At 70.6% G+C, this 7,910-nt stretch carries 9 protein-coding genes and 1 pseudogene; 5 read left to right on the top strand and 5 right to left on the bottom strand.

Annotated elements, in window-relative coordinates; translation table 11 throughout:
* Nucleotides 1-151: 151 nt before the first annotated feature.
* Nucleotides 152-793, bottom strand: coding sequence for a TetR family transcriptional regulator (locus ACIRRY_RS36400; RefSeq protein ID WP_403981515.1), 642 nt, complete (start codon nt 791-793; stop codon nt 152-154).
* A gap of 141 nt (nt 794-934) precedes the next feature.
* Between ACIRRY_RS36400 and ACIRRY_RS36395 the strand changes: the two genes are divergently transcribed.
* From ACIRRY_RS36395 to ACIRRY_RS36385, 3 genes are all read left to right on the top strand, one after another.
* The gene (locus ACIRRY_RS36395) at nt 935-1,102 is read left to right on the top strand and encodes a hypothetical protein (RefSeq protein WP_403981512.1); all 168 of its coding nucleotides are present in this window, start codon (nt 935-937) and stop codon (nt 1,100-1,102) included.
* 71 nt (nt 1,103-1,173) lie between these two features.
* On the top strand, nt 1,174-1,458 hold the full coding sequence (locus ACIRRY_RS36390; protein ID WP_403981510.1) for a DUF4190 domain-containing protein: 285 nt from the start codon (nt 1,174-1,176) through the stop codon (nt 1,456-1,458).
* Nucleotides 1,459-1,532: 74 nt separating this feature from the next.
* Nucleotides 1,533-2,696, top strand: coding sequence for a cysteine desulfurase family protein (locus tag ACIRRY_RS36385; RefSeq protein ID WP_403981507.1), 1,164 nt, complete (start codon nt 1,533-1,535; stop codon nt 2,694-2,696).
* A gap of 22 nt (nt 2,697-2,718) precedes the next feature.
* Here the strand turns inward: ACIRRY_RS36385 and ACIRRY_RS36380 are convergent, their stop codons facing one another.
* Nucleotides 2,719-4,284 carry a multicopper oxidase family protein gene (locus tag ACIRRY_RS36380; protein WP_403981504.1) on the bottom strand — a complete coding sequence of 522 codons (1,566 nt, stop codon included), beginning with the start codon at nt 4,282-4,284 and terminating at the stop codon, nt 2,719-2,721.
* 214 nt (nt 4,285-4,498) lie between these two features.
* The gene (locus ACIRRY_RS36375; protein ID WP_403981502.1) at nt 4,499-5,212 is read right to left on the bottom strand and encodes an N-acetylmuramoyl-L-alanine amidase; all 714 of its coding nucleotides are present in this window, start codon (nt 5,210-5,212) and stop codon (nt 4,499-4,501) included.
* 60 nt (nt 5,213-5,272) lie between these two features.
* Here ACIRRY_RS36375 and mnmA point away from each other — a divergent pair, with 60 nt between their 5' ends.
* Nucleotides 5,273-6,403 carry a tRNA 2-thiouridine(34) synthase MnmA gene (gene mnmA / locus ACIRRY_RS36370; RefSeq protein ID WP_403981499.1) on the top strand — a complete coding sequence of 377 codons (1,131 nt, stop codon included), beginning with the start codon at nt 5,273-5,275 and terminating at the stop codon, nt 6,401-6,403.
* A gap of 104 nt (nt 6,404-6,507) precedes the next feature.
* On the opposite strand, the gene ACIRRY_RS36365 is transcribed toward mnmA, so the two are convergent.
* Entirely contained in the window at nt 6,508-7,287 is a 780-nt protein-coding gene (locus tag ACIRRY_RS36365; protein WP_403981496.1) for an alpha/beta fold hydrolase, read from the bottom strand.
* A gap of 36 nt (nt 7,288-7,323) precedes the next feature.
* Entirely contained in the window at nt 7,324-7,647 is a 324-nt protein-coding gene (locus tag ACIRRY_RS36360) for a DUF427 domain-containing protein (protein WP_403981494.1), read from the bottom strand.
* Nucleotides 7,648-7,698: 51 nt separating this feature from the next.
* On the opposite strand from ACIRRY_RS36360, the pseudogene ACIRRY_RS36355 reads away from it, so the two are divergent.
* Nucleotides 7,699-7,797: pseudogene (locus ACIRRY_RS36355) on the top strand (TIGR00730 family Rossman fold protein); the annotation flags it as partial.
* Nucleotides 7,798-7,910 lie beyond the last annotated feature (113 nt).

The following is a 7,910-nucleotide window of genomic DNA, read 5'->3' as shown; positions in this document are numbered from 1 at the left end:
GGGGGGGGGGCGGGGGGGGGCCCGGGCGGCGCCATCTTGTGCGGGCCCCAACCCCGGCGCGCCCGGGGCCCCCCTTCGCCCCGGGGGGGCCCCCCGGGGCCCCCGGGGGGCCCCGCCCCTGTCGTACGGGAGCCCCCTGGGTGCCGGGTGCTCAGCCGAGCCAGTGCCGCCGGCCGACGCTGATCAACCGCATCTGGCGCGTGGCGAGTTGGGTGACGCGCTCGCGCTCCTCACCGGACATCTCCGCGCTCTCCGTGGCCTCCGAGGCTTCCATGAAGAGCGAGGCCGTGATGAGCATCTGGTCGACGTAGAGGTGGGCGAGCATCAGCAGGTCCTCGCCGTTCCAGCCGTCGGACTCCGGGTCCTTGGCGAGTTCGGCCTTCACCTCCTCGGCGAACCGGGCGAGTTGCTCCCGGATGGCCTGCCGTACCGGCTGTACCCCGCCGTGCCGTTCACGGGCGATGAAGCGGACGTGGGCCGGATACGTGTCCACGTGGTGGGCGATCAACTCGACCGCGCGCGTGATGCGTTGACCGCTGTCCGCCGGGGCCACCGTCTGCCGGATCATCGGATGCAGACTGCCCAGCGCCTCCTCGACGAGCGCGACCCCGAGGTCCTCCGTGGAACGGAAGTGCCGGTAGAAGGCGGTCGGGGCGACGCCCACGGCGCGGGTGACCTCGCGCAGACCCAGACTGCTCAGGCTCTGCTCCTCCAGCAGCCCCAACGCGGCGTCCAGCAACGCCTGTCGGGTCTTCTGCTTCTGTGCCTGCCGGATGCCGAGGGTGTGACTCATGTCATCCAGTTAACAACTGTTCTCCGTAATTGGAAAGTCGTCGGACGCGCTAGACTCAAGTTCAGTGAACAAGTGTTACTACAACCGTTCACCGAAACGTAACGAGAGCCGTCCCGGCCGTCTCGGAGGGGGTTTCATCCCATGTTGTTCCTCGTCGCAGCGCTCCTGCTGTTCGGCGTCGTGGTGGGCACCGTGGCCCACGTGCCGCTCGCCTTCACCGCCGTCGCCGCCACCGTCATCGCCGTATGGCTGGGCATCTTCGCCCTGCGCGAGCGGCACGGCCGCCGCACCCGTACGACCGCCAACTGACGCTCCACGGCAGTCCGTCGGCCCCTGTACCGCGACCCACCACCCGCCCGATCATCGGGAGCTGAACCACCATGCAACTCACCGCACCGGCACGCAGCACCACCATCGACGTCAAGCACACCGGCCGTCGTGACGCCGACGGCATGGCCGTCGCGTCCTTCATCCTCGGCCTCGTCGGCCTGCTCGTGCTCAACGTCTTCCTCGGCCCGATCGCCATCGCCCTGGCCGGCGTCGCGCTGTGGCGCGGCACCGCCCGCCGCGGCCGTGCCTTCCTCGGACTCGGGCTCGGGATCGCCGATCTGCTGGTCCTCGTCGCCTTCATGCAACTGGACAGCACCGTCTCCTGGAGCTTCTAGGAAGCGCGCCGGATCCGCACAGGCCCGCCCGCCCCTCCGGGGTGCGCACCGGGGCCCGTAGAATCGGCGTCACCATGGCATACCTCGACCACGCCGCGACCACCCCGATGCTTCCCGAGGCAGTCGAGGCGATGACGGCCCACCTGAGCATCACGGGCAACGCCTCCTCCCTCCACGCTTCCGGCCGCAAGGCCCGCCGCAGCGTCGAAGAGGCCCGGGAGACCCTCGCCGAGGCGCTCGGCGCCCGACCCAGCGAGGTCGTGTTCACCTCCGGCGGCACCGAGGCCGACAACCTCGCGGTGAAGGGCCTGTACTGGTCCCGCCGCGACGCCGACCCGGCCCGCACCCGGGTGCTGGCCAGCCCCGTCGAGCATCACGCCGTCCTGGACGCCGTCCACTGGCTGGGCGAGCACGAGGGCGCCACCGTCGAGTACCTCCCGGTCGACTCCTACGGCCGGGTCCACCCCGAGGTGCTGCGCGAGGCGATCGCCCGCAACCCGGGCGATGTCGCCCTGGCCACCGTGATGTGGGCCAACAACGAGATCGGCACGGTCCTGCCGGTCCGCGAACTCGCCGACGTGGCAAGGGAGTTCGGTGTCCCGCTGCACGCCGACGCGGTGCAGGCCTTCGGGCAGGTGCCGGTCGACTTCGCCGCCTCCGGCCTCGCCGCGATGACGGTCTCCGGCCACAAGATCGGCGGTCCGTACGGCATCGGCGCGCTGCTGCTCGGCCGTGAGTACACCCCCGTGCCCGTCCTGCACGGCGGCGGCCAGGAACGCCATGTCCGCTCCGGCACCCTCGACGTCCCCGCGATCGCCTCCTTCGCGGTCGCCGGCCGGCTCGCCGCCGAACAGCGCGAGTGGTTCGCCCGCGAGATCGGCGCCCTGCGCGACGAACTCGTCACGGCCGTCCGTGCGGCGGTCCCGGGCGCGATCCTCGGCGGCGACCCGGTGGACCGGCTCCCGGCCAACGCCCACTTCACGTTCCCCGGCTGCGAGGGCGACTCCCTGCTGCTCCTGCTGGACGCCCAGGGCATCGAGTGCTCCACCGGCTCGGCCTGCACCGCGGGCGTCGCCCAGCCCAGCCATGTCCTGCTCGCCACCGGCACCGATCCGGACCTCGCCCGCGGCACCCTGCGCTTCTCCCTCGGCCACACCTCCACGGAGGCCGACGTGGAGGCCGTCGCGAAGGCGATCGGCCCGGCGGTGGAACGTGCGCGCGCCGCCGGGCTGACCTGAGGGCCACTCACCAGCGGTCCGTCTAGCTCTCCGTCACCATGAGGGAGGCCATCATGCCCTCGTCCTCGTGCTGCAACAGGTGGCAGTGGAGCATGTACATATAGGTGTCGTCGGAGAAGTCGGTGAACTCCATGGCGATCTTGATCGAGCCGCCGCCGACCACCTCGTAGGTGTCGTACCAGCCGAGCTGGACCCCGGTGGGATCCTCGCCGTTGATGGAGATCAGCTGGTACGGCACGTCGTGCAGGTGGAACGAGTGTTCCAGCTGGGTGGAGTTCTGGATCGTCCAGATCTCCTTCGAGCCGACCGTCGTACTGATCATCGCCATCGCGGCCATCGTCGTGCCCGCCGACCCGTTGATCAGCATCGTGGCGCCGTTCTGGCCCAGGGTGATCGTCCGCGCGGTGAAGTCGGTCGTGTCGTAGCGGTCGATGGTGTTGAGGGTGGTGGGCAGGTCGGCCGGGGTGTCGGAGCCGCTGGCCGTGATCGCGAGGAAGTCGTACGTGCCGCTGCCGCCGCGGATCCAGCCGGTGGTGATCACGGCCTGGAGGGTGGCGTCGGCGGTGAGGTCCATCGTGAACTCGGCACGGGCACCGGCCACCAGGCGGATCGTCGTCACCTCGGTGGCCTCGGTCAGATAGCCCTGGTCGGTGGTGATCTGGGTGAGGGTGCCGCCGTCGCTGCGCTGGATCACGATGATGTCGGACGGCGAGGCGTTCAGCGCGCGGAACCGGGTCCGGGTCTTGGTGGCGGTGAAACCGAGCGTGGTGGAGTCCACGTTGGTGCCGTTGACCAGGAGGGGGAAGGTGGTGGTGCTCAGCCGGTAGCCGGCCGCGTCGTACTTGATGTCTCCGGCGGTGTCCACGGCGAGGGACTGGAAGATGAGCGGGACGTCGTCGACGCCGTAGTCGCTGGGCAGCGCGGTGGACGCGTCCGTGGAGTCCTCGACGATGATCATGCCGGCCAGTCCGTGCACGGCCTGCTTGGCGGTGGTGCCCAGGGCGTGCGGGTGGTACCAGAGCGTGGTGGCCGGGTCCTTGACGGTGAACGTGGGTGACCAGGTCGTGCCGTCCGCGAAGGCGACCTGGGGGCCGCCGTCCATCTTCGCGGGCACGTGGGCGCCGTGGAAGTGGACCGTCGTGTCCTCGCCGATGTCGTTGGTGATGTTGAGAAGGACCACGTCGCCGTTGGTCCACTTCAGGGTCGGGCCCAGGAAGTCCTGGTTGTAGCCCATCGTGGTGCTGGTGACGCCCGAGATCACCTCGTGGGTGCCGGACTTGGCCTCCAGCGTGTACGTGGTGACGCCGTCGGCGGTGGTGCCCTCCAGGAGGTCCGGGATGGTGAGGGTGGCGTCCGCGGCGGCGGCCTTGTTCTTCGCCGCGTCGTTCAGCAGGGAGAAGGCCCCGCCGGCCGCCGCGACCGCCGCGATGCCCGCCCCGGCCATCCCGCCGAGGAACTTGCGCCGGTGCAGACCCTTGCCCCGGGCCGCGATGTCCTTGCCGTGCTCACGCTTCTCCGCGATGGATTTGCGGTGGTTGCCCTTGGCGTCGTTGTTCTGGCCGGACGCGGGCTCGCTGGTGTGTGTCATGCGGCCAGAGATTTGACCTAAGGCCTGTGTAAAGACTGAGTGACAGTTAGTAGCCAGCAGGGCAAGCTATGAAAGATGTGCGTGCGCGATCGCTCCCCAACTTCCCATGAGGGGATGCCGAGTTGACGTACGCCAGGTCACATCCGGAGCAGGGGACGCATCGGACACCGTCGTAACTGAAACGACTCATAGCCAAAGCCTCATGTGACGCGAGTCACGCTTGCGTCCGGTGTGCCCGCCTTACGAGGGTCATGTACCGGTCCCAGTCCCAGTACCGCCCAGGGTCCGTGTGATCGGTCCCCGGCACCTCCACGTGCCCGATGATGTGCTCCCGGTCGACGGAGATGCCGTAGCGCCGGCATATCTCCGCCGTCAGCCGCGCGGAGGACGTGTACATCGCGTCGGTGAACGAGGACGCCCGCTCCACGAAGCCCTCGTGCTCGATGCCGACACTGCGTTCGTTGTACGACCGGTTGCCCGCGTGGAAGGCCACGTCCAGCTCGCGGATCATCTGCGTGACGGCACCGCCCCTGCGGACGATGTAGTGCGCTGCCGCCTGGTGCGCGGGGCTCTGGAAGGCCTTCACCGCACTCTCGTAACCGCCCTGGGTGACATGGATGACCACCATGTCTATCGCGTAGTCGTCCGGCCGGTCCGCCCGCCGGTAGTTCGCCGAGGACGCCGCCACCCACGTCGCCGCCCGGAAGTCGACCGCCCCCGGAGTCCGCGGCTTCTCCACCCCCGGCAGCCGCCACCACAACCGCGCCAACTCGCCCCGGGCCAGCACAGCGGTCCCTACGGCGGCCGCGGCGCCGCCGATGAGCAGCGCGCGCCGCCCGAGGTGCCGGCGGGCGGTCTCCGGCGACTTCCCCGTGCCGCCCGGTGGCTTCGCCGTCCGCTCGTCCTGATCGCTCTGTGTCTCCCCCATGTGATCGTCAACGGATACTCGCGGGCCCCGGTTCCCGACGCCCCGTACCCTGGAAGGGTTATGACTGAGACCTCGCCACGCCCCCGCCCCCTTCGCGTACTCGCCGCCATGTCCGGCGGAGTGGACTCCGCCGTCGCCGCCGCCCGAGCCGCGGAAGCCGGCCACGACGTGACCGGTGTCCACCTCGCGCTCTCCGCGAACCCGCAATCGTTCCGCACGGGCGCGCGTGGCTGTTGCACCATCGAGGACTCACGGGACGCCCGCCGCGCCGCCGACGTCATCGGCATCCCGTTCTACGTCTGGGACCTCGCCGACCGCTTCCGCGAGGACGTCGTCGAGGACTTCGTCGCCGAGTACGAGGCCGGCCGCACCCCGAACCCCTGTCTGCGCTGCAACGAGAAGATCAAGTTCGCCGCGCTCCTCGACAAGGCGCTCGCCCTCGGCTTCGACGCGGTCTGCACCGGCCACTACGCCCAGGTGATCGTGAACGAGGACGGCACCCGCGAACTCCACCGCGCCTCCGACATGGCCAAGGACCAGTCCTACGTCCTCGGTGTCCTGGACGAGCGGCAGCTCGCGCACGCCCTCTTCCCGCTCGGCGACACGGTGACGACGAAGGGCGAGATCCGCGCGGAGGCCGAGCGCCGCGGCCTCGCGGTCGCCAAGAAGCCCGACTCGCACGACATCTGCTTCATCGCCGACGGCGACACCCAGGGCTTCCTCGCAGGCCGCCTGGGCAAGGCCGAGGGCGACATCGTCGACGAGTCCGGCGCCGTCGTCGGCTCGCACGAGGGCGCGTACGGCTTCACCATCGGCCAGCGCAAGGGCCTGCGCATCGGCACCCCGGCCGCCGACGGCAAGCCGCGCTACGTCCTGGACATCTCCCCGGTCGACAACACGGTGACGGTCGGCCCGGCCGCCGCCCTGGACGTCAGCGGCCTCACCGCCGTCAAGCCCCGCTGGTGCGGCACGGCCCCCACCGGCCCCGGCACCTACACCGCCCAGCTCCGCGCCCACGGCGGCGAGACCGAGGTGTCGGCGGAGTTGATCGACGGCACCCTGGAGGTCTCCTTCACGGAGCCCGTCCGCGGGGTGGCTCCCGGCCAGGCGATCGTGCTGTACGACGACACGCGTGTGGTGGGGTCGGCGACGATCGCGACGACCACGCGCGCGGCGACGGCGATGGCCTGAGACCAGGGGCGGAGACCGGGGTCCGAGATCCGGGTCTGTGGCCAGGGACCGAGATCGATCGGGCGCCGGGATCGCGACCGGGATCAAGTCGCCCGGCGGCCGGGTCAGTTCGTGAAGAACTCGGCGAGCACGGGTGCCAGGACGACCGGGTCCACCATGTGGGTCTGACCCTCCAGGGTGCGATACGTCCCGTCCGGCGCCGCGTCCGCGACGGCCCGCGCGGACTGCCGCATCCACTCCGCGCTCGCGCCGCCCGCGATCGTGAGCACCGGGAGCGACAGGGAGGCCAGCCGCTCCGCCGGGACCAGACCGTCGCCCATGGCCGCGTCGTCGTAGGCGAGGGTCGGGGCGATGGCCTCCATGCCGGGCCACATGGGGGAGCGGCGGGCGCCCTCGATCATCTGCGGGGGTGCGCCGGTGAGGGCCATGAAGAGTTCGACCGCGTCGCCGTGGCGGCCCTCGGCGAGGAGTTCCGTGAGGCGGGCGGTGTACTCGGCGCGCTCCGCGGCGCCGGACGCGTCGAGGGCGAACGGCGGCTCGTACAGGGCGACTTCGGTGACCGGCAGGCCGCTCGCCGCCGCGTGCAGGACCAGGGCGGCGCCGGAGGAGTGGCCGTAGAGGGCCGCGCTGCCGCCCACGGCGTCGATCAGCGCCGCGAGGTCCTCGACCTCGCGCTCCACCGAGAACGGGGCCGTGTCGCCACTGGCGCCACGACCCCGGCGGTCGTACGGGACGGCCCCGAACCGGTGCGCGAGCTGCGCGGCGAGCGGCAGCAGGCCGTCGCCCGTCGTCATCGCGCCGCCCACCAGGACGACGGGCGGACCCGCGCCGATGCGTTCGTACGCGAGGGCGGTGCCGTCGCGCGAAACAGTCTTCTTGTCCATGTCCTGGAGACTGCCGCAGGGCAGGGGACTAATCGGTCACAACACTTCAACTTCGTAGAAGCAGAGGTGGTCCTTGATCTGCGCCACGTCCGGCTTGGGGTCGGGGTACGCCCACACCAGGTCGGCCGCGTCCGGGAGGGACCAGTAGGACGCGTCGCCCTTGAAGGGGCAGTGGGTGTGGGTCTCGGAGGGGGTCAGGAGGTCGAGGCGCACGTCCTCCGGAGGGAGGTAGTAGCGCACCGGGGAACCGGTCTCCTTCAGGACGAGGGGGCGGTCGCTCTCCGCCAGCACCTGGTCGCCGTGGACGACGCGTACGTGCCGGTCGCCCTGCTCGATCGTGATCGTGTGTCCGTCAGCCATACCGGAAAAGCACTCGCGGGCGCCCGGTTCTTCCCGCGTACGGTGACGGGTATGAAGATCTGTGTCCTTCTCTCCGCCGCCGACCTGGACGAGCGCTACACCCGCCCCGCGCGGGAGTTCGCGGAACTGCTCGGCAAGGGCGGGCACACTCCCCCACTGCCTTAAGGGCAATGCCGTTGCTTTTGGCGGGGCTGGCCGGTTGAAGCGATGTGCTGATATCCCGTCTGGAGCGGCTGGGGCTGGGCGTCCTGACTCGGTCGTGT

Source organism: Streptomyces sp. NPDC101776 (assembly GCF_044766845.1).
Classification (GTDB): Bacteria; Actinomycetota; Actinomycetes; order Streptomycetales; family Streptomycetaceae; genus Streptomyces.
The sequence above is the reverse complement of the archived record's forward strand: the minus strand, read 5'-3'. Positions and strand labels throughout refer to the sequence as shown.